This window comes from Enterococcus pernyi (assembly GCF_045371165.1).
GTDB lineage: Bacteria > Bacillota > Bacilli > Lactobacillales > Enterococcaceae > Enterococcus_B > Enterococcus_B pernyi.
Map to the genome: position 1 here is coordinate 55885 of NZ_JBIQDM010000004.1, position 26792 is coordinate 82676.

At 36.9% G+C, this 26792-nt stretch carries 23 protein-coding genes, 1 tRNA gene and 1 riboswitch; of the genes, 3 read left to right on the top strand and 21 right to left on the bottom strand.

The features are described 5' to 3' along the window. Positions 1-712 precede the first annotated feature (712 nt). The 11 genes from ACH0AK_RS06385 to ACH0AK_RS06435 all read right to left on the bottom strand — a co-directional run bounded on the left by ACH0AK_RS06385 (position 713) and on the right by ACH0AK_RS06435 (position 13925). Positions 713-2953 carry a glycoside hydrolase domain-containing protein gene (locus tag ACH0AK_RS06385; protein ID WP_226076070.1) on the bottom strand — a complete coding sequence of 747 codons (2241 nt, stop codon included), beginning with the start codon at positions 2951-2953 and terminating at the stop codon, positions 713-715. Between the two features lie 37 nt (positions 2954-2990). Further along, complete coding sequence (gene bacL2, locus ACH0AK_RS06390; protein WP_499796797.1) at positions 2991-3662, bottom strand: BacL2 family protein; 672 nt, start codon at positions 3660-3662, stop codon at positions 2991-2993. Positions 3663-3734: 72 nt separating this feature from the next. Then, positions 3735-4139, bottom strand: coding sequence for a phage holin family protein (locus ACH0AK_RS06395; RefSeq protein ID WP_023520259.1), 405 nt, complete (start codon positions 4137-4139; stop codon positions 3735-3737). 10 nt (positions 4140-4149) lie between these two features. After that, the gene (locus ACH0AK_RS06400) at positions 4150-4833 is read right to left on the bottom strand and encodes a LysM peptidoglycan-binding domain-containing protein (protein WP_226076081.1); all 684 of its coding nucleotides are present in this window, start codon (positions 4831-4833) and stop codon (positions 4150-4152) included. Between the two features lie 158 nt (positions 4834-4991). Continuing rightward, on the bottom strand, positions 4992-5534 hold the full coding sequence (locus ACH0AK_RS06405; RefSeq protein ID WP_226076083.1) for a hypothetical protein: 543 nt from the start codon (positions 5532-5534) through the stop codon (positions 4992-4994). Positions 5535-5614: 80 nt separating this feature from the next. Continuing rightward, positions 5615-6889 carry a hypothetical protein gene (locus tag ACH0AK_RS06410; RefSeq protein ID WP_226076086.1) on the bottom strand — a complete coding sequence of 425 codons (1275 nt, stop codon included), beginning with the start codon at positions 6887-6889 and terminating at the stop codon, positions 5615-5617. Positions 6890-7561: 672 nt separating this feature from the next. Further along, on the bottom strand, positions 7562-8962 hold the full coding sequence (locus ACH0AK_RS06415; RefSeq protein WP_499796798.1) for a glycoside hydrolase family 43 protein: 1401 nt from the start codon (positions 8960-8962) through the stop codon (positions 7562-7564). A 30-nt stretch (positions 8963-8992) separates the two neighbouring features. Continuing rightward, the gene (locus tag ACH0AK_RS06420; RefSeq protein WP_194179501.1) at positions 8993-10786 is read right to left on the bottom strand and encodes a glycoside hydrolase family 2 protein; all 1794 of its coding nucleotides are present in this window, start codon (positions 10784-10786) and stop codon (positions 8993-8995) included. A 19-nt stretch (positions 10787-10805) separates the two neighbouring features. Continuing rightward, positions 10806-11639 (bottom strand): carbohydrate ABC transporter permease, encoded by an 834-nt coding sequence (locus tag ACH0AK_RS06425; protein ID WP_194179502.1) that lies wholly within the window; start codon positions 11637-11639, stop codon positions 10806-10808. Between the two features lie 11 nt (positions 11640-11650). After that, positions 11651-12526, bottom strand: coding sequence for a carbohydrate ABC transporter permease (locus ACH0AK_RS06430; RefSeq protein WP_041684286.1), 876 nt, complete (start codon positions 12524-12526; stop codon positions 11651-11653). A gap of 157 nt (positions 12527-12683) precedes the next feature. Beyond that, positions 12684-13925: an ABC transporter substrate-binding protein gene (locus tag ACH0AK_RS06435; protein ID WP_023520267.1), complete on the bottom strand. Its 1242-nt coding sequence runs from the start codon at positions 13923-13925 to the stop codon at positions 12684-12686. Positions 13926-14171: 246 nt separating this feature from the next. On the opposite strand from ACH0AK_RS06435, the gene ACH0AK_RS06440 reads away from it, so the two are divergent. Then, positions 14172-15080 carry an ArsR/SmtB family transcription factor gene (locus ACH0AK_RS06440; protein WP_010734611.1) on the top strand — a complete coding sequence of 303 codons (909 nt, stop codon included), beginning with the start codon at positions 14172-14174 and terminating at the stop codon, positions 15078-15080. 560 nt (positions 15081-15640) lie between these two features. Here the strand turns inward: ACH0AK_RS06440 and ACH0AK_RS06445 are convergent. The 4 genes from ACH0AK_RS06445 to ACH0AK_RS06460 all read right to left on the bottom strand — a co-directional run bounded on the left by ACH0AK_RS06445 (position 15641) and on the right by ACH0AK_RS06460 (position 20173). Then, a complete protein-coding gene (locus tag ACH0AK_RS06445) occupies positions 15641-16801 on the bottom strand; it encodes a MalY/PatB family protein (RefSeq protein ID WP_226076090.1) in 1161 nt (386 codons plus the stop codon). A gap of 19 nt (positions 16802-16820) precedes the next feature. Beyond that, positions 16821-18389 carry a maltose/glucose-specific PTS transporter subunit IIBC gene (malX, locus tag ACH0AK_RS06450; RefSeq protein ID WP_499796799.1) on the bottom strand — a complete coding sequence of 523 codons (1569 nt, stop codon included), beginning with the start codon at positions 18387-18389 and terminating at the stop codon, positions 16821-16823. A 90-nt stretch (positions 18390-18479) separates the two neighbouring features. Then, complete coding sequence (locus tag ACH0AK_RS06455) at positions 18480-19271, bottom strand: MurR/RpiR family transcriptional regulator (RefSeq protein ID WP_499796800.1); 792 nt, start codon at positions 19269-19271, stop codon at positions 18480-18482. A 191-nt stretch (positions 19272-19462) separates the two neighbouring features. Beyond that, on the bottom strand, positions 19463-20173 hold the full coding sequence (locus tag ACH0AK_RS06460; protein ID WP_010734607.1) for a glucosamine-6-phosphate deaminase: 711 nt from the start codon (positions 20171-20173) through the stop codon (positions 19463-19465). 544 nt (positions 20174-20717) lie between these two features. On the opposite strand from ACH0AK_RS06460, the gene ACH0AK_RS06465 reads away from it, so the two are divergent. Next, the gene (locus ACH0AK_RS06465; protein ID WP_010734606.1) at positions 20718-21296 is read left to right on the top strand and encodes a DUF4352 domain-containing protein; all 579 of its coding nucleotides are present in this window, start codon (positions 20718-20720) and stop codon (positions 21294-21296) included. Positions 21297-21543: 247 nt separating this feature from the next. Here ACH0AK_RS06465 and ribH read toward each other — a convergent pair whose 3' ends face one another. From ribH to ACH0AK_RS06490, 5 genes are all read right to left on the bottom strand, one after another. Beyond that, a complete protein-coding gene (gene ribH, locus ACH0AK_RS06470) occupies positions 21544-22005 on the bottom strand; it encodes a 6,7-dimethyl-8-ribityllumazine synthase (RefSeq protein ID WP_062805754.1) in 462 nt (153 codons plus the stop codon). An 18-nt stretch (positions 22006-22023) separates the two neighbouring features. Next, positions 22024-23199, bottom strand: coding sequence for a bifunctional 3,4-dihydroxy-2-butanone-4-phosphate synthase/GTP cyclohydrolase II (locus ACH0AK_RS06475; protein WP_023520270.1), 1176 nt, complete (start codon positions 23197-23199; stop codon positions 22024-22026). Next, complete coding sequence (ribE, locus tag ACH0AK_RS06480; protein WP_023520271.1) at positions 23196-23816, bottom strand: riboflavin synthase; 621 nt, start codon at positions 23814-23816, stop codon at positions 23196-23198. Before ribE ends, ACH0AK_RS06475 begins: the two co-directional genes overlap by 4 nt. Next, positions 23801-24874, bottom strand: coding sequence for a bifunctional diaminohydroxyphosphoribosylaminopyrimidine deaminase/5-amino-6-(5-phosphoribosylamino)uracil reductase RibD (gene ribD / locus ACH0AK_RS06485; RefSeq protein WP_499796801.1), 1074 nt, complete (start codon positions 24872-24874; stop codon positions 23801-23803). Before ribD ends, ribE begins: the two co-directional genes overlap by 16 nt. A gap of 109 nt (positions 24875-24983) precedes the next feature. After that, a riboswitch (FMN riboswitch) is annotated at positions 24984-25117 on the bottom strand. 363 nt (positions 25118-25480) lie between these two features. Then, positions 25481-25553: transfer RNA gene (locus tag ACH0AK_RS06490), tRNA-Thr, on the bottom strand. Positions 25554-25674: 121 nt separating this feature from the next. Here ACH0AK_RS06490 and ACH0AK_RS06495 point away from each other — a divergent pair. Continuing rightward, on the top strand, positions 25675-25917 hold the full coding sequence (locus ACH0AK_RS06495; protein ID WP_010736620.1) for a hypothetical protein: 243 nt from the start codon (positions 25675-25677) through the stop codon (positions 25915-25917). Between the two features lie 99 nt (positions 25918-26016). Here ACH0AK_RS06495 and upp read toward each other — a convergent pair whose 3' ends face one another. Beyond that, a complete protein-coding gene (upp, locus tag ACH0AK_RS06500) occupies positions 26017-26646 on the bottom strand; it encodes a uracil phosphoribosyltransferase (RefSeq protein ID WP_010736621.1) in 630 nt (209 codons plus the stop codon). Positions 26647-26792 lie beyond the last annotated feature (146 nt).

A 26792-nucleotide genomic window follows, 5' to 3' on the forward strand; every position in this document is an offset into this window, starting at 1 on the left:
ACCTAGGAGCTTTTTCAGCAATTATAATTGTAAATTGTATTCTTTGTTCTAAAATTTTTGATTTGTAAGAATGATTAAGTAAATTTCCCCTGTAAGGCACTATGCAGAAAGTTATTCAAGAAGCTTTACATATTTATAAAAGAGGAGAAACAGCATGCATAATTTCTTGGTTATGACCAGTTATTTTTTTCTATTACTTATGTTAATTACATTAGTATTCTTAAGCTACATAAACACTAAGATAGAAGTGTTCAAAAAGACAGTAATTAAACGTAATATTCTGAGTTTCAGTACAGCTGAAGCAAATGAATATATTCCGATTCTTAGAAAAAGTAATCGTTTTATACTTTTCTCATTAATTTCTTGTATTTTGTCAATTTTTTTTATAACCGAGAATAACATACCTTTCTCCATACTATTTATTATCCTAGGTATAATTTTTTGTCTTGTAGCTTTACAAAAATGGCGATATTTAAAAAAAACAATTTTAGCAGGATATTTAATCATTACTAAAAAAAAGAATCATTTTACTTATTTTTTCACTAATTTAGAAGAGAAACAAAAAATCCTGTCCTGGCAAAGCAAAATGATCTACTCAGTTTACTTGATATTTATTTTTGGTTCCTTGTCACTGTTTATTGGTTTAATGACTACAGTTTAACAAGATAAACCAAAGTGCTTTTCAACTTTGATTTATCTTGTTTCCTGATTGTTATGCTCCAATAAAATGAGAATATATCCCCATTAAAGTGATACCAATTACTGCTAGTGCAGCAACAACGGTTGAAATAGAACCAGTAATACCAACAATAATTGCTCCTATAGCACCTATGATAGCTGAACCGTACGCATAAAGCAGTACAACGGCTGTGGTTGATACCAATACCCCAACAATTAGCTTAGTATCCCACTCAAACGTCCCATTCTCCAACTGTTCTACGACGTCCTGATAAACTGGATCTGGTAAGGGGGAATCAACAAGCGGACGTAAGTAAATCTCAATCTCTAATTGAAATTTGGATGTAATTTCATGGTCTCCGTGCTTCAACTCTTTCTCAAAGGTCATCAAGATACGTGTACCTATTAACCCTTCTTTCGTTGCTAATCCAACTGCAATCGCTCCATTATCTACTTTTGGTCCAAGTTCGTTGATGACATCTTCAAAACTTTTTGTGTCTCCTTTAAGATACTCACTGTATTCCACGATCGAATCAGTGATTTCATTGTAATAAGGAGACATATCCACTTTTTTATCCTTCACCAATACAGAAATCCCATATTCTTCTCCTGAAATAGACCACTCCATATGCGGTTTCAAATAGACCACATAATTTGGTGCTGGCTCTATACGTACTTCTTGTTCAAATTCAAATGCTGTTTCTGCTACACCGAAATTTTTATACAACTTCAATAACTCTCTTTTCGCAATTGCTTCTGGAGATACAGAAAAAGATGAAATACCTCGATCTCTACCTGACACAGCAACTTTATCGATACCTACTCCCGCTGTGGTCAGTTCAATAAACTGATCAAATGCCCATTGTTTAGGCATAGGAAATCCTAAATTACCACTAAAGCCTGAGGACATATTAGATACAAAAGCTTGAGTTGCATAACTCGCATCAATGATTTTCTGACAAACATTTCTAGTACCATAAACGCCAACATTATATGTCTGGTCTGATGAAAGAATTGACCATACTCCCGCAAAATAAGGTAAGACGGTTCCGGGGATATTTCCGTCTTGAATATCCACATCACATGCAAAATAAATGGTTGTTCCTAAAGGAAAACCTAAGTTATATGCTGCTTCAATCGCCAGTTTTCCATCTTTTAGGCCTTGATCTTGCGTGAAATAAGATTCATACCAACCGCCATCTTGGTAGATAGGAAAAATAGCTAAGCCAACTTGTGTAATTGCTTCTATCTCTTCGAATGATAAACTTTTATCACGTTCGTCGGCTCCTGTTCCAACCGTACCTGTCAAGTAGCGTCCAACAATCGAAAAACCTTGTGATTTCAAACCTTCCGCTGTTTCTTTAGTCAAAATTGTCGAGGTGTCAAAGGCCTCTGCTGAACGATTCGTGTTCCCGTTTGATGTTAGTAAACCTTTCATCACGGTTAAATCCGACGTTTGATTATACGGTGGCAATACCATAAACTGTCGGAAAGCAAGAATTTGCTCCGCAATATATGACGTAAAGTTTCCTGAAAAATCACCTTGTTTGTTATAACCGTTCACATAAAGACCGTATTGCAAAATTCGAACAAATGGACCGATGTCTCCTTGATTTAGTACTGGGGTACCCGCTTCAGTCCCAGGACCATAATTACCATTTGCTGTATTTGTATCCATACCAATTTCTGCTTGAAGACCATAAATCAATGCTGTATTGGTTTGACGCTGATAAACGCCATCACAAGGCAAAATCCCCGTATATTGCCAGTACTCTCGATTCAATCCTTGTTGCATCGAGCGAATCGTCGCATCTCCACTTGGTACTAAAACAAAAGCGCTCATATCAAACAAGGCTTTGGCCCATGTGGAATCTAATGTACTATTGACTGATTCAAATCCTGCGGCAATTTTTAACTGCTTTATTGCATTGTCATTGTCCGTTGTGTAAATGGTATTAAACTTTCCAGTTCCCATTCCTTTACAACGAAATGCACCATCAATCAACTTTACAAAATTACTTTCATATGTGTTGATTAGATTGGGGGTGACTTCTTTATCCCATAAAGCAGAAGTGGTAGCACCGAAGTTATCAACTAATGTCGTAATTCCTAGTTCATGTTGTACCGCTCGAATCAATCCATAAATCGTATTCCATCCAGTATAACCATCTTCCGGTACTGAACCAAAGCCTGCTACATTTCCATATGTCTCATTCAACCATTGCTGTACCTCTAACACCCAAGGATCACGTGTTTGTTTTGCTTTCTTATCCATTCTTTTCACTCCTCAACATTATTTTGATTCGAATCACTTAGATATATTGAGATTTTTTAGAATTTGTGACAGTATTCAGGAAATATTTTTCTTGAAGCAAATATTTTTTTAAGCGTTTCTTCATTCTCTCCACTCTTTTACGCACTGACGGATGGTAGTCCTTTTCTGAAAACATGATTTTCGCTGCTTCAGAACAAGTAAACCCTTCAACTAGCAATGAAAAGAAGAACCCATCAAGTGGTTCTTGCTTTTGATAATTACAAACCATCTCTTTTAAATCGATAGTTGAATCAATTTCCACCGATGACTGACTCTCTATAAATCCAGGATCTAAAGATTGCCAACGCCCAGCATCATAAGTAATCCCATTTTTGTCATTCTTATTGTTTGAACTTTTTTTGTAAAGACGCCATACATCTTTCTCAGCAATTGCTAAGCGATAGAGAAACAAATTTTTAAACTTCAACTCTTTCTTCTTTCTTTCCAGTCGATAATCTTCAATCGCTTTCCATGTAGCTAACAGATAAGTACTATAAAAATCTTCAAAAGGTATGTATACGCCCAATTTCTCTGCTGAAATTTGGGCATTTTTAGCACTTTTTTTTAAATATGGAAAAAAATCTCTGAGTATTGCTTCCAGTAACTCTCCATTTTGTTCTATTACATACAAATCCACTCTTTCTGTTATGCTTATCCAAAAACTCATCATTAGCCACTCCATTCATTCTTTTGAAAAGATATGTCGATAAGTTGAATAAATCTGTGACATAGAATCTACTCTTTATTTTTCTATTTTTTGGATATTAGCTGCCTTTTTTAATTTCTGTTCAATCGATTCGATGATCTGACGAAAATATTTTGTTAGATTTGTTTCTGCCATATTCTCTAAAATACTTCCGATTTCCGTCAGTACTAAGAATGTTGTAAATACTTGCACTAGTGTGAATTCAAGTTGAACATTATTTTTTGATAGAACGATGTCCACGACGCCTGTCAAAATCAATAAAATAAAATGACTAAGCTTCTTCCACAGACCTTGCCAGCTCAAATTAGAATACCAAGTTCTTTGTACTTTCGCTTTTAGCCAACCAGTGAATAAATCTAATAAAATCAACAAAAAGAAGATATGAATCAATTCTTTTTCAGTTTCAAATAAATGTATAAAAATCTCCATTTTACTAAACATTATCTCCCTCTTAACTGATAACTTCGCAACATTTTTCGTAATAGAATTTACGTGAAGCTAATCCATTGTATCCACCATTTACTTTAAATGTCACTTGTTCAACAGTAGGTGATAATAAACAGAAATCATTCATCCCATTGACCTCCCACCAATAGCCAGCACTTGACCAAGGATATCTTTCAGCCACATAAGTTACTCCTTGATTGACAACTTCTGGATCTGCGATTGATAAAGAAAACTGTGTATAGTTATAACGACCAGTTAGTTGAATAAACCCTGCCCCTTTGAATTTTCTACTATCCCCACTAAAAACATTTCCAAGGTCACTACGCCCTTCATAAGCTTCTCCAGAAGCAAGTTCTATGCGCCATTTCCCACAACCTGACTCGTGACTACACTGGCTAATAAAATGCTGTAAAAGATTAAGTTCAGTGATACGATACACGTTGATGCACTGATTTAAATCGTTGATTATCTGCTCTGAAAAATTACTCCATCCAATTGCTTCAAGTTGGCTCCTAGTAATCTTTCGCGTAAGTGTATCATTCGACTCTTTCATGATCATCAGCTCTTGCCCAACTAAAATAAAGTCAGGATTTTTGATTCCATTCCATTGTTGTAATTGACTAACTGATACCCCAAATTTTTCACCAATCCTACTTAACGAATCTCCAGATTTTACAACATACTTCATTTTGATTCTCCTCTCAAAATTTTTGCGTATTTAAATACGTTTAATATGTCGATAAAATGAAGAAAATTGTGACAAAAAAGCATCGGCAGAATACCGATGCTTTAAATCGCTTATTTATTTAATGACTTATAAATAGATTGAGCACAAAAAATACTGGTTTATGGAATTATTTTTTTCATAGGATACATAATGACTTGATGTTCTTTCACTTCCTCGCTGAATAAAAACAATCTATCTGCTTCGATCCTGTACTTATGATCTTTGATCACATTTGCATAGTTCACACTTGCTGGATCTGGTTCTAAATAGAAGTTATCTTGATTAACCGAATATATTCCAGCATACTCTATCAGCCCAGACAGATTGATTCGCTGTACTTCACCTGATTCATTGAAGATCAAAATACCCCCTCCCTCCAGTTTCCAGGAATACTTAATCAAGAGATCGTGTAACTGGTCGTGGGAAATATCGCTTTTTATTTTTAATTTCTGATATGCTTCATCGAGTTTTCCCGGACCAGGAAAGGCTTTTTTATATTCCTCGAATGTTAAATCGTCTGAATCAGCTATTTCCTGTGATTGAGTGCTTTCTTTTGTTTCCGGAACGCTGTCACTCATTTCAAATTGTCTTGTATTTGTTTCGCTACTACAGCCAGCCATTAGTAATAGAAATAGCAGGATGGATATTATTCGTATCTTCATTCTAGTTTGCTCTCTTTCCCGTCATTTCAAAAAAATAAAGAAGACAGAATATCAACGGCTTATTCAAATAATCAATTTATTTAATTCAAAATCCGAAAATTTATTCCATCTGCCACACTATTTGTTGAACGTGCGACATTTATTCTCAAGTGACTAAAAAATGTATAAGAATCGCTAAATGTGTTCCATCCACAAGCGGCTAAATTTTGATTTAACGTACCAATTCTTGTTGTCAGATATTCACTCCAATAACCTGTAGCTGTACTGTAGGCTCTAGATGAACATACATAAGCTTGTACTTGATAATTCGTATAGCCCCCGTTTAAGGAATAAAAGTACCACGCATTACTGTCACTACTTACATATCTTTCTTCTCCGTTAAATGCAGATGCATTTGCAATCCAATTAAAGTTATAATTAGTGGCTGTTCCTTGACCGGCTAAGGGATCGTTATCGATAACATATGAATCGATCCGTGGTTGTTTAGCTAAATTAGATTTTTTTACACTAGTTGAAGTTTCATCTCCTGAATATTGTTTTTCTTTTGGAAATCTATATTTCTCTAAGTTGTCATTTTTTATTTCATCTATATCTCTAATTGACACTTCCGAATCAAAATCAATCGTATCCACAATTAAATAATTGGTTATTACGGAATCAACAAAACCTTCAAGCTTAAGAATAACCCCTGTTTCTTCATCAATCCACGCTTTAAAATTTTGAGCGTTTAATTTTATCCCTAATTCATCTGGATACTCTCCTTCAATCATAACAACGTCCCTACCGAGTAGCTTTTCTGTCTGAATAATTTCCCAATGATTATAGAGAGAAAAAAGTTGAGCACCATAAAGTTGTGAAAAGACAGCATCTGCCGACATAGATAGCGGTAAAACAGAATCTCGTTGATTCAAAACCGTTTCTCCTGAAGCATTTTTTGTTAATCGATTTTCAATTGATTTCATTTTATTTGCTTGATTTACATCAACATTGTATTGACTTATAAAATAGTCTTTTTGTTTAAAATCTATATCAACTAAATTATTATTTTGGGATTTATCGTAGATGATTGCTTTTTGCTCACCCGTTGTTTCATCTTCAAATACCTCAACAAATTCTTCATCCAAAATTCCTTTAGAAAAGTCCAGTTTTGCTTGTACTTGATACTCCCTGTCAGATAAATTCCCATATTTTTCTCGAAAAGATATACTTACCCTATCGTAAAAATCGGCTGAATTAACTACCTTATTGGCAATCTCACTTTCCTGTTCACTCAATTGATTGACTTCTTGTGCAGAGACTGCATCACCAAAAGTTACTATTCCAATCACCCCCATAAAAAATAGCATTTTTTTCATTTTAATTCCTCCTTAACCTACAATTATAATTCATTACCAAGCATACTTACTTTTTTTGATTTCAGAAGATATCTTCACCAATAGAATAATGTATGTAAACAAAATATAACTTCTTATTGTATATATTTATATAAATAAAAATATGTGATGTTAGTTATTTAGAATTTATCTGTTCTCCGTTCATTTTTGCTCATTTATTTTACTTTTATGTAAACACCCTACCTAGTACCAGTATTGTATAAAAAAATAATGGCTTTTGATACTGCTATAGAAATTCCTCACTCATATTAACTAAATCAAAAAATGCCAATGGTTTTCGAATTTTTTATCACTTTAAGTTGCAAATCATGATACGGCACAGGCAAGGCTTTTTAATGAAATGAAAAAGAGCTCACTTCTGTTTTTGTCATTTATTCGGTTTTAAGGTGAAAGACAAAAGTTAATTTTGCTTTTGTTTCAGATCAACCAATCATTCTAAAATTTCTCTTTACATCGTTTGATAAAAAATTCAACTAATTTATTCAACTAATATAAAAAAGACTATAAACAAAACTCTAGCTTTAAGAGTTTGTCTACAGTCTAAGACTCATGCTAGATCATATAAAGACAAATTAGTATGAACCAAATGATTGTCACCAATCGTTGTTAGTTGGAAGAATTCCTCAATATTCTTTATTTTACGATTTCTAAACGATCAATACTTAGAGTATCAACTCCAATCTCAGACGAAAGGGTGATTTCCTGCGATCCTTTCGGTAACTTCATGCGGACTTGTAGCGGTTGATAATATTCGGAAGGATAGACATCCACCACGTGGCTTGCTTGTTTCGTTTCAATCTTGACCTGAATTGGGTCATTTAAGGAGAGATAATCAGTAGTTTTGACGTAGGCAATCACCAGAAATTCGTCTGATTCTTCAATCTGCGGGGTAAAGATAATTTTGTCAGTCGTTGATTCAAAGCCTTGGACGACTTTCTTAGAGAGTGCTTCCTCATCTTCGACAAGCGCTAAATCGCCTTCCGGCAAAGCACGGCTAGCAGTTAATCGCAGTCGATTCGGCTCAGCTTTTGGTAACGCTTGAACATGCCACTCATCCAAAGGAGCTTCCAGTAGGACTTTATCCTCTTGATCCCAACCAAACTTTTGCAAGCGGATCGAACGGTCCCAGCCCGAATGATCCCACCGAGCAGCGTGATAAATCAACCAGTCTTCAGAACCATCTTTTGATTTGGCAAATCCATTATGACCAGGTCCATACACAGTGTTTGTCTGTTGGAAAATTGGCTCTGGTTCCTTTTGCCAATTGGCTTTTTCTAGCGGATCATCAGCTACATCTAGGGTCATAAGACCTAGCGCATAATCGTTGTCCCAGCTCCCACTCGCAGAATATACCAAATTGACTGTCTTATCTTTGGTTATCACTTGAGGGGCTTCATTGATCAATGGCGTTTGACGCATTTCCCATTCATATTCTGGTTTTGAGATAAGCCGTTTTTCACCAACTACTTTTGTAGGAGAAACCATTTCCGCTAAATAAAGATTTTGAGCAATATTTTCATATCCTTCCCAACCAGACCAAAGGAAATAGCGTTTGTCATTGATCTCTAAGACGGTGCCATCAATCGCAAATTTATCATCCATCCCTTTGATCTCTTCCAATTGCCACTCACCCATGTAAGGATCTTTTTGATGATTGACTAATGCGTACATACGATGCGTTTCTGAAGGGTGATTAGCCGCGAAATACATCACCCAGCGATCATCTAAGTAATGAAGCTCCGGTGCCCAGATGCTTTCAAATTCTTCCGGTATTTCCCAGATGATCTTTTTTTCACCGGTTGCTACGAGAGAGAGGTTTTCAGCACGCCATAGCGTTAAGTTATTCTCAGTCGTTTTGGTATAATAAAAGTAAGACTCCGTTTGCAAGATCCAAGGATCCGCTCCATCATTATCGATAATAGAAGTAAAATCGGACACTTCTTCCCCCGTATCAGTTCCAGCCCCACAACCTGTTATCACAAGCGCAGCAAACAGGACACTTACACTACTGAGCCAAGCCACTGATTTTCCCATCGGACATCGCCCCTTTCCACAACAATGGGATTATTCCACCTGCGTTGGATGGAACTGATCATTGATTTCTTTAATAGCTGCTAAATCAACTTTCGGTTGTCGGTCATAGGTCAGTAGCCCATTGATTTCTTGCTCAACATCTGTCAATTGGGTATAGCAATAACCCCAAAGTCCGATAGAATCATAAACAGCCGTCATTATTCGTTGATAATCCTTCAAGAAATCTTGTTTATTCACCACTGAGGTATAACCCCAACCTGGTTGTCCAGAAACATCAAAGCCAATACCGCCAAACTCGGTTAATAAAATAGGCTGATCCTGATAAGAAAATCCTCCAGCGAAAATCGGCCATGGTGTTGATACTCGATTCACCAATTTTTCTCTCGTACTGAGACTGTCTTTAAAGTACAGATATTTTTGTCGTTCAGATTCTTGTCCATGAGCATAATTATGAATCGCACAAATATCTGTCTCCGTCATCGCCCAACCATCATTTGAAATAACCAATCGTTGCTGGTCTAGTGAATGGATGAAGTGATACATTGCTTGAGAAAAATGCTGTTGTTGGCGATCAAAAGAGATTTTTGGTACACCCCAGCTCTCGTTGATCGGTACCCAAGTGACGATCGAAGGATGGCTATAGTCACGAGTAATGATCTCTGCCCACTCCTGCATCAAGCGCGTCACAGAAAGGTCGGTATAGATCGCCGGTGCTGCACACTCGCCCCAAACCAGAAATCCCAATTTATCTGCCCAGTATAAAAAGCGCGGGTCTTCTGTTTTTTGGTGTTTACGACAACCGTTAAACCCCATTTCTTTTGCTAATAAGATATCTTGTTTAAATGCTTCATCCGTAGGGGCAGTCAACAAGCCATTAGGCCAATAGCCTTGATCAAGAACCAACTTCTGATAGTAAGGTTTGTTGTTTAAGTAGATCATGCCATTTGCTGTCTGTATTTTACGCATACCAAAATAACTTTTTAATTGATCGATTGCATTTCCCGCTTCCTTAAGAGTCAATTCCACATCGAATAATTGCGGATTTTCGGGTGTCCAAGACCAGCCTTCGTGATGAAAATTGGTCCGGAAAATTTGTTGTTGAAAAATATCGACTGCAAAACTTAACTTAGAAGTCACAAACTCTGCAGCCCCACTGATGACTAAAGCACCTTTAAAATAGATTTGATACTCTAACACTAATTGTGGCTTTAACTGATTCAATTCAACATCGATCATCACGGCGCCAGCATCAAAATCACTAGTAAATTTCACTTGATGCAAGTGGGTCGCAGCAACTACTTCTAGCCAGACCGGCTGCCAGATCCCCGTTGAGTTTGTGTACCAGATCCCTGCTGATTCTTCTTCCCAAAATTGTTTCCCACGTGGAATGCTTTCATCAAAATGCGGATCGAATGCTCGCACACTTAGTATCTGCTCTTCTCCCGTCACAAGAGCATCCGTAATGTCAATATCAAAAGAGGTGTGCCCTCCGCAATGATTTTTCACATGATGTCCGTTGACAAATACATCGGCCTCATAGTCCACTGCACCAAAATGTAAAAGGACACGGCTTTCTTCAGGAACCTGTACATTGAAGGTCCGATAATACCATACAACATCATGAACTTCTCGCTGATCAATGCCACTTAATGCACTTTGATAGACAAAAGGAACATTGATCTTGTAAGCATAATTTGCTTCATTTGTGTACCACTTTTCTTTCAAACCAAGATTTTGGTCATCAAAGGCAAATTGCCATTCACCATTTAGGCTTAACCAATTCCCTCTCTCAAATTGCGGTCTCGGGTATTCTTCTCTAATCATATTTCCTCCAAAAAACAAATTATTTTATACCACTTTGCAACGACATCGACGCCATAAAGCTCTTTTGCGCCACCAAATACAATAAAAAGGTAGGGATCAAAGCCAAGATTGCACCAGCAGTTCCAATTCCTGGATAGGTCATGTATTGACCTTGCAGCAATTGCAGCCCCGGTGTGATCGGTAATTTATCAATATCGTTGATCACGATCGATGGCCACAAGAAGTCATTCCATGAGCCAGTAAAACTAAACAATGCAACCACAGTCAATACAGGTTTGATCAGCGGTAAAATGATATAATAAAAAATTTGAAACTCATTTGCCCCATCGATCACAGCCGATTCATCCAATTCTTTGGGAATTCCTAAAATGAACTGTCGAACGAGGAAAATGTTATAAACACCTGCTGCTCCAGGTACGATGACTGCTAGAAATGTATTTGTCCAACCTAGAGTATCAACGATTTTGAAGTTCGGGATCAAATTGACCACTCCGGGAAACATCATGGTTCCTAACAATAAAGCAAAAATAACATCTCTTCCCTTAAAAGTGAGTCGTGTATAGCCATAGGCCGCAAACGAGACGATCACCATAACTAATAGGGTATGTGAAGTTGAAATAATCATGGAATTCACAAACCAGCGGAACACAGGAGAAGAATCATTGCCCTGTAACAAGCTCAAAAAGTTAGCAAGTGTCCAATCTTGTGGAATCAAACTGAACCCAACCTTTTGAATCTCTGCCTCTAATTTAAATGAGGTGAAAATCGCCCATATCAAAGGAAAGATCCAAATGACGCACACGATTGCTAGTAAAATAAAGGCAATCCTTTTCCCTAGTTTGTTTTCTCGCATCTTCTTCCCTCCTATCTTTCCATTTTTTTGATGACCAGAAATTGCACAATCGAAACTGCCATGATCACAAAACCTAATAGAATGGCCATCGCTGAAGAAATGCCTGCAACCGAGGTGCTACTACCAAAGGCATTTTCTTGGATATACATCATCAACACCCGAGTGGAATTATTGGGTCCGCCTCCCGTCAACATTAGTGGCTGACCATAGATATTAAACTGAGCGATGGTCGTCATGACCGTTGTAAAGATGAGTTGGTTGCGAATACTAGGTAAAGAAATACGGAAAAATTTAGTAACACTATTCGCACCATCTAATTCCGCTGCTTCTAACTGTTCTTTTGAGACGCCATGTAATGCAGCCACATAAATAATCAGATTCCCACCTAATGTCCACCAAATCGTCACAATCAAAATAGCGATCCAAGCCCATGGTTGAGTGCCCACAAAATTGATATCGATGCCGAATACTTCTTTGATTGGTCCAAATGATTTACTCAAAAGAAATCCCCAAATGATCATGACCGCAGAGATTGCAAATAATGTAGGTAAATAAAGAATCGATTGAAAAAAACGCATCAATTTTGGTTTAGTAGACAACGCAACTGCTAATAATAAAGGGATCGCGATACATAGTGGAACTGAGATTGCCGCAAAAAACAGCGTATTTTTCATTCCATTAAAAAATTGCGTATGATATAACGAGTCTTGATCAAATAAAATTGTTTTAAAATTATCAAATCCGATAAAAATCGGCGTACTGAACAAATCCCATTCAGTAAAAGAAACATAAATCCCAATAACTGCCGGAACTAAAAAGAATAAAAGAAAAAGGAGCATATGCGGACCAATAAAAACGACTGGCCAGGCATTTAATCTTTTTTTCATCAATACACATCCTTCTCTGTATTTCTAGTCAACCCTTCAACAAGAAACGACTGTGACAGCAAATTAGCCTACCCATCGGAATTCCTAGCCATCAAAAAACCGACTGAATTCTTTTTACGGTCACTCTTCCTTCTGCCACAGTCTCCAAGTGAGGATATTATTTCATCTTTTCTTCTACGACTTTTTGGATCTCACCAAAAGTTGTTTGGATATCTGCTTTTCCTGTGATCATATCCCATGAACGATTATCATATTCACTAAAAATGTAAGATAAGCCATCAACCGTGTTGACAGAAATTGCCGCTTGTCCTTTTTCTGTTTTCAACAAGAATGATTGTGGCATCTCCACATATTCTTCATTGTCTAACATTGCTAAGGAAGTTGGATTTGCGCCAGATTTGACCCACTCTAGTTGGTTTGCTTGTAACCAAGTGAGAAAGTCGATCATACCACTTTTCTTTTCATCCGAACGTTCTTGGCTCGTTTTAAGCATCGCAAACTGATCGACGCCTGAACCTTGAACGATATGTCCAGCATCCCATTGCGGCGTAAATGTCTGACCCCAAGTGAAGTCACTTATTCCTTCCATATTACTTAACATCCATGTTCCTTCTGGAAGAAAAATCAGCTGTTGGTTTGCAAAAAGTTTGTTTGCATCTTCGCCATCTGGGACCATATAGCCGGCATCATATAGCGTTTTAAACTCTTGAACGGCATTGTAAGAAATATCATTATCGATAGCGATGTTTCCTTGTGCATCTTGCCATTCTCCACCCATTTGCTGGTAAAGATTAGAATAATTTTGCATGCCCCATGTATAGCCAAAACTATAAATACCATCTGCTTTTGCTTTTTCCCCAGCCTGTCTGATTTCTTCATATGTCACTACGCCATCATCCAATGCTCCTGGAACATATTTATCCACCAAATCTTGGTTGTAATACATCACCCACGAACCCATCGTTGCTGGAATCCCATATTGACTATCCTCCACCACACCAGTATCCCAAGCAGCTTCTACATAATTTCCACGTGTCAATTCAGTTCCTTCAATCATGTCATCCCAAGTCTCAAGCATCTCTTGGTTCTTATACGTGGGTAAAGCTTCCGATGCAATCAAAGCTAAATCTGGGACGCCTTTGCCAGATTTTCCAGCAGTCGTCAACTTCGAAGTAAAGGTGTCACCTTGCATACTAACTAACTTTACTTTAAAGTCTGGATTTGTTTTATTGTATTGATCAACCGTTTTTTGGATTTTTTCACCGTCCGGTCCCGTCGTCGAAGACCAAAGCAAAATTTCCGAATCATTGCTTGAACTATTACTTCCACCACAAGCAGCTAAAAACACCGTACATAATAAGCTTGTTCCAACTAAAACAATTAATTTTTTTACTTTCAATTTCCACACCCCTTTTATTTAACTAAAAAGTAAAATGATACCTGATTATCAATAAACATAATTGTTAGACTATCGTCCACCAATGTTTACACCGTAAAGTTACTATAAAAATAAATCGCTGTCAATATTATTTTAACAAGCTTATTACGGTAAATTCCATCATTTTGCAATTTTGTAAATTTAAAAGCATGTGATATAATTAATCCATATTTTCATTAAACTAATTAGTATAACGAGGTGATAGCTATGGAATTGGATTTAACGAAAGCATCTTTACCGATCTACGAAGCACTCGCAAATGAAACTCGCTTAGCAATTTTAAGAGAATTAGGAGATAGTAAGAAAAGCATCAGTGAAATTGGGCAAAAATTAGCGATCAGCAATGCTTTGATGACAAAGCACATCCGAAAACTTGAACAAGCACAGTTGATCAAAACAGAAAAAGGATCGGGGCAAGACTGGAAGAAAAAATACTTATCTCTAAAAACTGATTTCATCAATATCAATTTCCCCGCAAAAGTGTTTCCGCAAATGAATTTAACCTCCCAATCAGTGAAAATAGGTCACTTTACCGATTTTGAAGCTAAGCCTTCCTGCGGTATGGCGACGAAAGATCGATTGATTGGCGCATTAGACGACCCTAAGTCTTTTCTTGACCAAGATCGTGTTGATGCGAGCATCATCTGGCTAAATAATGGGTTTCTAGAATACAAAATTCCAAATCCTTTGAAAACTGGTGAAAAAATCGAGTTATTGGAAATCAGCATGGAAATCGCTTCTGAGTTCCCAATCTCTAATAACTATTGGCCAAGTGATCTTTCATTTTACTTAAACAACCACTGCATTGGTAAATACACCATTCCAGGGAACTTTTCAGATGTTAGAGGTTCCTTGACTCCAAAATGGTGGATCGATGAATTTAGTCAATATGGATTACTTAAGCATTTACGCATCAATCGCTATGACACTTCCCTCGATGGAGAGAAATTAACAGATCACAACCTTAATGAAATCGACTTAGACCATAGTGACTTTTTCACCTTTAAAATCGCTGCGCCTGCTACTGCTGAAAATGCTGGTGGTTTGACTATCTTCGGCGATCGCTGGGGGAACTATCCTCAAGATTTATTATTTAATTTTTACGTATCTGAATGACCTATTTTTTCTTTATCCAACAAAAAAAAGGACTCAGCAAAGTGATCAGAACTGACCTAATAAGCCGAGACAAAATTAAAAAGTACCTACTTATTAAATGCATATTAACGAAGAAACGTGTCTGGGAAATTAATTCTCTTGCACCACCTAAACCGAATAAACGGTTAATTAAAAGAATGGACTTCTTTCAGAAGAATGTAGATGATCTCTCCTAGCCAATTCTATTGCTTGAAACGACCAATGCTTGGCAAGCCCTTCATTTATGTTCTTTTAAGAATAGAAACAGGACTTCTCGTTTGGGTTCAAGAAGTCCTGAATTTTTTTATAAATCTAGTTTAACGACTTCCTTGTTCTAGTTTCTTTATTTCATCATGGATGGCAAAAAGTGCGCTCCTTTTTTCAGGAAACGCACTTTCTCCATATTTTTTCAACTTCTTGAACCTATACATATAAGCTATTCGCGTGAACTTCTAAACATAAGCCAGATACCCGCTTACCTTTAACTTTTTATCTCGTTTATTATACTAAGTTCCATTTATTTGTATTTGTTACTATCCTATCTACCCCAAACTCTCCGTCAATCGCCTCAATCCTTCTTCCAATTTCTTACGTGGGCATCCCACGTTCAATCGCAAAAAATTGTGACTAGCTTTCCCATATACTTCGCCTGACATGATCGCAACCTTGCCTCGTTCGATCATTCGTTGCTGAAGTTCTTCCATAGTGAATGGGAGTCGGGCACAATCGAGCCACATCAAGTAGGTGGCTTCGCTTTTGGTCACGATGATTTTCGGATGATGTTTTTTAAGGTACGCAGTGACAAAAGCAATATTATCATCAATGTACTGATTGAGTTCACTGACCCAGTTGTTTTCTTTTTCATACGCCGAAATCGTAGTAACTAATCCAAAAACACTCGTGGAACCGAGGCCATCAGCTTCTTTCATCTGTTGTAAAAACCGCTGGCGCAAGGACGAATCTGGAATCAATCCGTAAGAAAAAATCAATCCAGGAAAATTAAATGTTTTACTTCCTGATGTGACGACTGCGACATTTTTTTGAATCAATTCTGTCAGTGGTTGATGGTGTTGTCCCTTTCTGAGAATATCCATGTGGATCTCATCCGAAATAATGAACACCTCGTTTTTTTGAGCAAGCTCGATGATGTTCACTAATTCTTTTTTGGTCCACACTCTACCTGTTGGATTGTGGGGACTACACAATAACAAAATTTTATTCTCCGGTTGCTCAAATTGGCGCCTCAAGTCCTCAAAATCCAATTTATAGGCACCTTCTTGATAAATCAATTCATTGCTTACCAGTTTGCGGCCATTCCCAGCAATCAGTTTATAAAAGGCATCATAAGCAGGCGTTTGGATAATCACACCTTCTCCCGATTCGCTTAATAAACAAATCAGTTGCTTGATGCTATAGATGACGGAAGGACTGTAAACCAACCAGTCCTCGTCGATCTGGTGTCCAAAACGTTCTTTGTACCAGTGAGTGACTGCTGATTTGAAATCTGTGTGATTCCAACGAGTATAGCCAAAAATTGGATGTCTTAACCTTTCTTGGAGCGCAGCTTCGACGCCTGTTGGTACTTTAAAATCTGTATCAGAAATCGTAAATGGCAAGAGATCATTTTTACCGAAGCGGTCTTCAATATAATCCCATTGCGTACAATACGTCCCTTTACGATCGATTTGTTCATTGAAAGACATCTTCTACACTCTCCCGATTTCAGAACGACAAGATGTCGTCCAGTTGATTTCTAACAGTCGTCACTTTTGTTCCTATAATGACTTGTACATTCGTATCATCCAAATGAACCACGCCTAATGCACCTAATTTTTTCAGTCGGTCATCATCAACGATCGATCCGTCATTCACCACTAACCTTAGACGTGTGATGCAATTATCTAAAGAAGTGATATTTTCAGCACCACCTAAAGCAGCCAAGATTCCTCGTGCATCAACTGTGCCTTTTCCTTTATATGTTACTTCTTCGTCTGTATATTCTGTCTCAGCAGTCATTTCTTCACGTCCAGGAGTCTTTAAGTTTTTGCGTAAAATCACTGTTTTAAATGTAAAGTAATAGATACCAAACCAACAAGCCCCCACAACTAAAACCAACCACCATTTAGTATAAGTGCCTTGCATGACCCCAAAAATAATAAAATCTAGGATTCCGCCATCGGTATTCCCGATCGTTACGCCCAACAAACTCATGACCATAAATCCGGCACCAGTCATCAACACATGGAATCCCCATAAGAGAGGACTGACAAATAAGAAGAGAAATTCGATTGGTTCAGTAATTCCTGTTACAAAAGTAGCAATCACACCTGAAATCAATAATCCCTTGATTTTTGCACGATTCTCTAGCTTTGCGGTTTGATACATCGCTAAAGCCGCTGCGGGAAGGCCAAACATGAATGTCGGCATTTTCCCTTGTGAAAGAAAAGCAGTGGCGCTCGGTGAAATCGCCAATCCTTGTTGCAATTCATTATAAAAAATATTTAGTGCGCCAAAGACTTCTTGCCCATTGATGACCTGACTTCCTCCAGCTTCTGTAAACCGGATCATCGATACTAAAATATGATGTAAGCCAAATGGCAATAAGAGTCGTTCTCCAGAACCGAATAAGAACGGGCCAAATGCACCAGAGCGTTGGATCAAATTTCCGATCCCAGTGATCAACATGGCAAAAAGTGGCCAAACCATCGGAATCAACACGCCAACAATTGCTAAAGTTACTGAAGTAATGATGGGTACAAAACGTGTCCCTGAAAAGAAGGCAAAACTATCTGGTAATTGGAATTGATAAAATCGCGTATGGAGCTGATAAACGATTAGCCCGACAATGATCCCTCCCAGAACACCCATAGATAATGTTTGGATACCAAAAACCATTTCTTGACCAGCTTCACGTAATTGTTCACTTGCTGCCAATTGATTCGTTTCTTGCAAATAAAAATTGATCGATAATTGCATCACTACATATCCACTAAACCCAGAAAAAGCAGCCACGCCTTTTTCTTTACGTGCTAAGCCTAAAGGAATCGCCATGGCAAACATCACAGGTAAATAGCTAAAAGCAAAGCCACCAATCGTCGACATAAAGCGAAACATCACCTGTAACCAAGCAGCACCTAAAAATGGAAAAGCAGTAATTGCTGATTCAGCGGAGAACGCACTCCCAATCCCTAAGAACAATCCCATGAAAGCTAACAGTGCGACTGGTAACATGAACGTTTTGCCTAACCCTTGAAAAATCTCCATCCAACTTGCTTTCTTCCCTTTTTGCATCCCTTTTCCCCCTTACTCTATTTCTTACCCTTAAAATGTAAGCGATGACAAAGGCGGTTGCAATACTTCCTGTCCATGTAGAATGGGCATTCATAAATTAGAATCTCCATTCTGAGAAATGACTTGTTTCGCATAATGGATCATCAAAATATCTAACAAGATATCCATTGAAACTCTTGGACTCAAATCAATATTCTGATGATAGATCGTCAACATTTCTGCAATAAATGCGACCGTCGACAATTCTTCTAAAGAACTTGTCGGTTGACCAATAAAAGACAGCAGAGGAACATTTCGCTCCTTTAGTCGTTTAGCATAATCGAGCATTCCTAATGTTTCCCCACTATGACTAATAAAAATAGCAAGATCTCCTTCTCCTAGTTGTTTACTCACTGCTAGCAATTCGTCCCAATCGGTTGAATGCCCCACATTTTTACCAAGAAAATGCAATTTTCGATTCAGGGAAACAGCGACCGGAATACTTTGCCCTACAGCAAACAGTTCAATACGTTGTGCTTCTTTAATCATATTGACTGCGCGATCGATTTGTTTCGGCTCGATTTTTTCTAACGTCTCTGTAAACTGACGAAGGATTTCATTGATCAATGGTTTGAATTCATCCGACACATCAGTAGAACCACTCGTTTCTTCTAATGACCGGTAACTTTTAAGGGCAAACTTAAATTCTTGAAATCCTTTAAAGCCAAGCTTTTTTGCCATTCGAGTAATAGTCGATTGGCTGGAAAATGTTTCACTCGCTAATTCTTCGGCTGTCATGGAGGAAACTTTTCTTGATTGATGCAAACAATAATCTAAGATATTTTTTTCCACTTGATTTAATTCAGAAAATTTATATTGGATTCTCTTATAAAACTGATTCATCTCTTTCTCCTATTCTGGCAGTTTTTCGCCAATGAACGATATAGTCTGTTTTCTTATCTATTCTACCGGAGAATACGATGGAAAACGAGTCTACAGTTAAATTCAGACATGCAAAAAAATCCACAAAAATCGGTAATATGATTTTCGTGGATTCTGTGTTGTTCTTTGAAACAATCCATTGATATGACTATTTATTTTAATAATTTTGCAGCTGCTTCATCTAAAATCACTGTGATATCGGGATGAGTCATCAAGATCGATGCAGGAATCTGCTCTGTTACTGGTCCTTCGATCACTTGTTTGATGATCTCTGCTTTATGCTCCCCGTTAACGATCAATACTAACTGTTTCGCTGCCATGACCGTCTTTGGCCCAAATGTCACAAAGTAATCACCAGGTTCTTCTCCCAGATGTTCTTTTAACGATTCATACATCTGATCTCCTGGAATGACTGGAATGCTATAAGTCTCCTTACTAAAATCCGTATATCCAGGCATGTTTCCACAAAAATGACCATCTTCACCAAGCCCCATCAAGACTAGATCCAATCCACCCGCTTGCGCCATTCGTTTATCCACATCTTGATAATTATCAATAGTCAGTTCATGGATATTTTCAGTAGCGACCCCTATAGGATCATAAAGGGCTTCTTTCAGTCCTGACATAGTCAGACCATACTGCTTGTCCTTTAATGCCACTTCATCAAAATTATAATAATGGATCATCGATGTATCCATCTGTAATTTACTAAGCGTCTCCACTAAAATCTCGTACGCCATCTTAGGCGAATTTCCTGTCGTCAAAGACAAATTCACTCGTTTTTTCTTCAACATTTTTTCCAAGACGATCCCCGCTGTCACTTCACTAAGCGTTTCATAATCTTTTGCAATCACTAAATCCATTGCTGTCCACTTCCTTTCACTCATTTAGTTAAAGTGTAACAGTGTCAGGATGTTTTTGATAGCGTTTTCTTAAAAATGAATCAAAATATATAACATTAATATAAAAAATAAACGTTTTTTTAAGGTAATTTTTTCTTATTTTAGATACACATAAAAAAACAAATATTTTTTTACATATTTAAAAATATTTGATATTATTATAATGGTTTTTTATCACATTAGCTTCATGAAACAGTGGGAATTTCTATCACTCAAACATATTTTTAAAAATCATGATTTTAATAATCTTACATTTAAACTTTCGACGTCGATGCTGAGATATTACGAGACCCAAATGACATATCTTCCAAGGGAAATCATGAAATATATCAGCAATATGAAAAATGTGTTGAGTAAAATATTGTAACATTACGGAACTTTTAAATATTATATATGTATAGAAAGAAAACAACTAATATACGAAAAAGTCCGTGCTGCAACACGGACTAATTACTTGTCTCTGAAATAACAAAGTATATTATAACAAGAAATGAGGAATTGTAAAATGGCAAAAAAAGTAATGGGACAAGATGGAAAGATGTATAAAGTAACTAAACCTTTCTATAAAAAAGTTTGGTTCTGGGTACTAGCAGTAATTATTATCGCAATTATTGGCGGTTCATTAGGTGAAAGTAATAATAAAAATGGTGGAGAAAAGATATCCTCACAAAATCAAACTGAAACAACTAAAACTACTCAATCATCGAGTAACGCTATTGAATTCTATAAAATTGGGGATACTGTTAAAGTCGGGGATGCTTCATACACTCTCAATAGTGTTGAACTAACTGACGAAAGAAATCAATTTGAAGATGAACAACCAGCAAACGTAGTCAAAATCAATTATACTGTAAAAAATGAAAGTGACTCAGACATTCCTGTAGGTGCCGATGTGGAAGTGTATGGATCGGACGATAAAAAATCTGAAAGCTATGCGAATGAAAATACCTTGGGGTCTGTTGCACCAGGAAAACAGATGGACGTTATAGCCCATTTTGGTTTAAATCAAACAGGTGATATTGAAATTCATTTTTCTCCTTTAGTATCATTTGAAAAAGCAGCAATATTCAAAGCAACAGTATAAAACACAAAATACACCGTCAATATATAGGTATAAACCTTTATATGACGGTGTTTATCTAGTGTGCCAACTATAGGAATCAAACCTACACGTTACTTGTAAAGGGAATTGACACTACAATTGCTAAGAATAGTGAAATGAATCATCAACAAAAATAGATGACTAATGATTATTTCCCCCTCATAACTGATTTGAATCTAAGGTTAGTATATCCGCAGTAAAATCATCATATTTAAAAAAATAATAATTCTTAAATTTGTTGTGAAAGAGAAATCATCTCAATTAACCCTTGAGCAGCTTCACTACCTTTATTTCCTGCTTTCGTACCTGCTCTTTCAATTGCTTGCTCAATGGATTCTGTGGTTAATACACCGAACATCACGGGAATATTGGATTCTAGGTTAATATGTGCGACACCTTTTGCTACCTCATTGGAAACTAATTCATAATGAGTAGTTGCGCCTCTGATCACTGTCCCCAACGTAATCAACCCATCATAACTATCCTTTTTGCTGAGTTTTTTGGTAATAAAAGGAATTTCAAAAGCTCCCGGTACCCAATATATATCAATTTGTTCTTCTTTAACGCCATGTCTTTTTAAATTATCCAACGCTCCTTGTAACAATTTTTGATTGATAAATTCATTAAATCGCGCGACTACTATCCCTATTCGAAGATCCTTTGTAGAATAATTTCCCTCATAAATCGTCATGTCTTCACTCCTTTATTTTTATACTGATAAATAATGATTGAACTTATCTTTTTTTGTTTTTAAATAGGCTTGGTTTTCCTTTTGTGGAAAGGTTTCAATGGGTACTCTTTCTACAATCGTAATTCCATCTTTTTGTAACTCTGTTACTTTATCAGGATTGTTTGTAAGTAACCGAATAGAAGTTGCACCAATTGATTTTAAAATGTCTGCTGCAAAGTGATAATCCCGTTCATCCGGAGCAAAGCCCAATTCAATATTTGCTTCATAAGTATCAAACCCTTGTTCTTGCAATTGATAAGCTTTTAACTTATTTCTCAATCCAATTCCACGACCTTCTTGGCGAAGATAAAGAATAGCTCCAGTCCCCTCTTCTGCAATCATTCTCATTGCTTCATGTAACTGTTCACCACAATCGCAACGATGAGAACCAAAGACATCACCAGTTAAACATTCTGAATGAACACGGACTAATGTAGGAGACTGACTATTTTGAATATCTCCTTTTGTTAGCAATAAATGCTCCAGCTTTTCTCCATCTTCATAAATAGTCAATTTGAAATCACCATAATCTGTCGGTAAATTTACTGTTATATGACTACTTTCTTCTAAAAAATTTACCAACTCTTCAATAGTGATCAAGGGTAATTGCCATTCTTTAGATAAACGTGTCAGATCTTTCATCCTTGCCATCGTCCCGTCCTCTTTCAGGATCTCACAAATATAAGCGGCCTCCATACTATTAGCTAATTTGGCCAAATCAATTGCAGCTTCGGTGTGTCCTCGACGTATAAGCGTTCCACCATCTACACTAATCAAAGGAAAAATATGTCCTGGTCTAAGAAAATCACTTGATTTCGAATGAGGATCAGCCAATGCTTTAATGGAAGTAGCTCGATCAAATGCTGAAATACCAGTTTTCGTATGTTTATGATCCACACTAATCGTAAAAGCTGTACCAAACGCATCAGTATTATGAGTTGTCATTTCTTCTAAAGATAAGTGTTGCGCAATCTTCTTAGATATTGGCGCACATATTAATCCTCGACCAAATTTAATCATGAAATTAACCGCCTCAGGTGTCACATATTCGGCTAAACCAACTAAATCTCCTTCTGATTCTCTATCTTCATCATCAGCTACAATGATTAGACCGCCCTTTTTCAAAGTCTTTATTGCTTCAGTAATATTACTCATAGTAAGTCCTTCTCCTTGTACCTCTCAAATTTTTTTCTCTGTGCCTTTACATATTTTCCAACGATATCCGTTTCTATATTCACAAGATGTCCTACACCTAAATTCCCTAGATTTGTCAAAGATTTGGAATGTGGAATCAGACTAACTGAAAAGCTTGCTGCTGTTGTATCCGTAACTGTTAAACTTACTCCATTAATTGCAATTGATCCTTGTGGAATGATTTCACCTTCATATTTGGTTGGGTAAGCAAATGTCAAAACTAATGCGTTTTGATTCTCTATTTTTTTGATCAATCTTGTAACAGTATCAATATGTCCCGAAACAAAATGGCCTTCAAAGCGTTGTGTCATGGAAACTGCTCGTTCTAAATTTACCCTATCTCCAACTTTTAAGGTGGAGAAAGTGGTCCTTTTAAAGGTTTCAGGCATTATTTCAGCTCTAAAAAAAGTACTTGAAACCTCAATAGCAGTTAAACATACCCCATTGACTGCCATACTATCTCCAATTTTGTAATCACGTAGGACACTATTGGAAGTTTGAAAAGTGAGTTGGATCATTTGTTGCTTTCGTCGAATTTCTTTGACTGTTCCTTGTTCAATGATTAATCCTGTGAACATTGCTTTCGTTTCCCCCTAACTCGAATGTCTTCTCCAAGCTGTTCAACTTCCAAAAATTCTAATTGTTGATCTTTAGAAACTAAACGTTCACTATGAAAAGACATCGGACTTTTTCCACCAAAAAGTTTGGGTGCAATATAACTGATGACTTCATCCCAGAGACTTTCTGCTAAAAAAACATCATGGATTTTCGCTCCACCTTCTATATACAACGACTGAATACCTTTCTTTCTCATGGTCTCAATAAAGAATGGAAAAGAAAACTTAGGTGTATAAAAAATGGTTACATGGGAAAATAGTTCCTCTAGCTTAGGATTTTCCGTAAATATCCAGACCGGACTTGTTGTCGTTTGAAAAAGATCGAGTTTAGGGCTTTTAAGTATCCGTCCTCTACGATCCAAAACAATGCGTACTGGCGGGAAGATAGTTTCAACATCAGGTAACAAACGAGGGTCATCAATTAGAACGGTTTCGCTCCCTACCACGATTCCTTGATATTCTCCTCGCTCTTTGCGAACTCTTGAGATTGCCTCTGAGCCTGTTATTGAGTACCTAGAATCTTTCTGTATAGAAATTTTCCCATCTAGTGTAACAGCTTGTTTTAACGTGATGTAGGGACGATCCATTTCAAAAAAATGGTTATAAAAAGGATTCAATGCTCTACATTTCTCTTCTTCTACGCCTACAATTACTTTGATTCCATGCTTTTGTAAAAATTTTCTGCCTTTTCCTGCTACTAAAGGATTTGGATCAAGTTGGCCTATGACTACCGTTGTGATACCAGACTGGACAATGGCTTGCGTACAAGGTGGCTGTTTTCCTTGGTGGTTACAAGGTTCTAAAGTAACATATAAAGTTGAATCAAACAGTTCTTCGGGGGAACCACAATTTTGAATAGCATTTACTTCAGCGTGAGCCTCACCATAATGTAAATGCGCACCTAGTGAGAGTAGCTTTCCTTCTTTAACAATCGCAGCTCCAACTAATGGATTGGTAAAGGTCTTTCCCTTTCCTTTTCTTGCCTCTTCAATCGCAGCTAACATGAAAGACTGGTGCATATCAATTCCCCCTTTCAACAAAAAATGCCCTGCGAATTTAATCACAGGGCATAACTAAATAAACTTAAAGATAATCGATTTTAATACAAATAAAACCGATCTTCAGTCGATTTTTCTTCTCCCATCCAGACTTTAACTGTCGGTGCCAGATTTTCACTAGCTCAACCACAAAAATGTGGTTCACGGACTTCGAGTAAACTCGTCACCGTCGGTCGGGAATTACACCCTGCCCCGAAGAAATATTCAATTCGTTTAGAGTATATTCTTAAAGCTCACATGTGTCAACCTTAAAAAAAACACATAAAAATAAAATGTAGGTTAAACATAACCACTTAATTAGTGTTAATTGCATGAATAGAATACGATTATATGCCTATGAAATGGCAACTAATAGAATATTAAAAAACTTTTTGACCTATGATTAAAATTCGTTTAAAATAATTCGAAAATGCAAGTAAAATTTTTTATTTTCGTGTCTCATCAATCAAAATGAACAATTGGAATAAAATTATTGTAAGTAGGCATTTTTAGTCATTCACTTTTCAAAAAAACAAAAAGCAGTCATATCGAAGGCGTAAAAACCTTGATATGTCTGCTTTTATCGTATGCCAGCTATAGGGATCGAACCTACGACCTACGCGTTACGAGTGCGTTGCTCTACCAACTGAGCTAAGCTGGCGTTTCCAAGAGAAATTATAGTCGTTATGTTAAGAAATGTAAAGGGGTAATGTGGAAGATTTTTCTACTTTCATGATTTTTTTCAAAAAATGTGCTATAATTATAGATGAAAGGCAGGTTTTATGAAAATGGCAACTTTTGGAAAATTTGAAACAAAGGTCGAACCGTCAGAATTTGGAGAAAAATTTACCACTGATACACATGTTACCTTTATGATTCACGGAAAAACGCAAACCGGAACGATTTCCAAGCAATTGAAAAACTCTGCTGTTGTTGCAATTGATGAAACTAATGAGAATACCGATTTGATGGCCCAAAGTAAAGGCGTCGTCATTATCAATTACAAAGATATGAGTAAGATTTAGTTTTTTCAACCATCCATCAAGTGGATGGTTTTTATTTTGACTGAATGAAATAAAAAAAAATCTGGGAAAATCCCAGATTTTTTGTATAGCTGATTTTTCCTATTTAGTACCAAATAAACGGTCGCCAGCATCGCCTAGACCAGGAACGATATAGCCTTTGTCGTTTAATTTTTCATCTAATGAAGCAGTATAGATATCAATATCTGGATGTGCTTCTTGTAAGGCTTTAACACCTTCTGGAGCTGCAACAAGGCAAACAAATTTAATGTTTGAAGCGCCACGTGCTTTCAGAGCATCGATCGCCATGATCGCTGAGCCACCTGTCGCTAACATTGGATCAACTACGAATAATTGACGTGCGTCGATATCTTCCGGTAATTTAACGAAATACTCGTGCGGTGCCAATGTTTCTTCATCTCTGTATAATCCGATGTGGCCGACTTTAGCTGCTGGGATCAATTCTAAGATTCCGTCAACCATTCCAATACCTGCGCGCAAGATTGGGATAATGGCTACTTTTTTACCAGACAATGTTTTTTGTGTTGTTTCTGTGATTGGTGTTTCGATGACAATGTCTTCAAGTGGCATATCACGTGATACTTCATATGCCATCAGCATAGCGATTTCATCAACAACCTCACGGAAAACTTTTGTACCACAATTTTTGTCGCGAATAATCGTTAATTTGTGTTGGATCAATGGATGGTCGATTACTTGAAATTTGCCCATTTTTTTGTCTCCTTTTTCTCTCGTTTCTTTTTAATTGTAAAACAAAATCACTGACTTGACTAGTCTAAACCGTCATTTTCCTAAAGAAAATCAAAGAAATAAAAAAACAAAGCGGTGTTCTTTTTAAAATCAGCAAAAAATAACAA